We start from the raw sequence: 1,020 nt of genomic DNA, 5'->3' as shown, positions 1-1,020 counted from the left end.
CGGTTACTCCGTTGGCGGGGCCAGTGGACAATCCCTCTTCTTCAACCTCCTGGCTCACCAAGGTGCTGCGGGCTCCGGGGGTATCGCAGGTAATGGCGGCAACGGCGGTATAGGCGCGGACGGCGCTGCCGGTGCTTCCGGCCACAACGGCTTCAGCGGTGGCAACGGCGGGGCTGGTGGCTCCGGCGGCTACGCCAGCGCCGGCGGTACCAACGGCAATGGCGGCAACGGGGGTGACGGCGGTAAGCCTGGCGCCGGCGGCACTGGTGGCGCGACGGGTCAAGTCGGTTATGGGGCCGCGGGTGGTTTGGCCGGTAACGGCCCCGGCGCCCCAGGTGTTGCGGGAGAGCCCGGCACGCCGTTGCCGCCGTCGCCGGCGCCGGCGTGGTGGTTCGTCCTTCCGCCTCCGCCGCCGCCCCCGCCGCCGCCGCCCCCGCCGCTGCCGCCCCCGCCATTGCCACCGTTGCCGCCGCCGCCGCTGCCGCTGTACCTGTGACCCGCCGGCCCGTCAATCCACACGCGAGCAGGGGTGCTCACGTCAACAACGCAGGCCGAGGACAGTGGTGAGTTCGTCGTCGTGGCGGTCGCGTTGGAAGCCTTGTGCTGTGTGCACCGCGCCGAAGGCGAGGTTGCGCCTGAGATCCTCGTCCGATTCGAGCGTCATCAGGTTGGCTGCGAGTGCGTGAGCGTCGCCGGCTGGGCTGAGCAGTCCGTTGACTCCTGGGTTGATGATCTCGGGGGTGCCGCCGGTGTCGGTGCCGCAGACCGGCAGCCCGGCTCTCATGGCCTCCACGGTGACGCGGCCGAACGCCTCGCAGTGGCTGCACATGAGGCCGACGTGGGCGGCCGACCAGTAGCGTCCGACCTCGCGGGTGGGTCCGTCGATGCGCACCAAGTCCTCGACGCACAGGCGTCGGGCAATCTTGCGAAGCGGCTTTTTGCTGCCTTTACCCACCAACGTCAGCTCGATGTCGACGCCGGCTTTCCGGGCCAGCGCAACAGCCTCGACTGCCAGGCGTT

2 protein-coding genes are annotated in these 1,020 nt (G+C 70.6%); one reads left to right on the top strand and one right to left on the bottom strand.

Annotated elements, in window-relative coordinates; all coding sequences use genetic code 11:
• Positions 1–496 (top strand): hypothetical protein (locus tag AC2VOP_RS16600; RefSeq protein WP_486961991.1); only part of this gene is annotated, 496 nt, incomplete at its 5' end.
• A 42-nt stretch (positions 497–538) separates the two neighbouring features.
• On the opposite strand, the gene AC2VOP_RS16595 is transcribed toward AC2VOP_RS16600, so the two are convergent.
• Positions 539–1,020: glycosyltransferase (locus tag AC2VOP_RS16595; RefSeq protein WP_486961990.1), on the bottom strand; the 482-nt coding region annotated here is incomplete at its 5' end.

Source organism: Mycobacterium sp. TH-M106 (genome assembly GCF_057473765.1).
The sequence above is the reverse complement of the archived record's forward strand: the minus strand, read 5'-3'. Positions and strand labels throughout refer to the sequence as shown.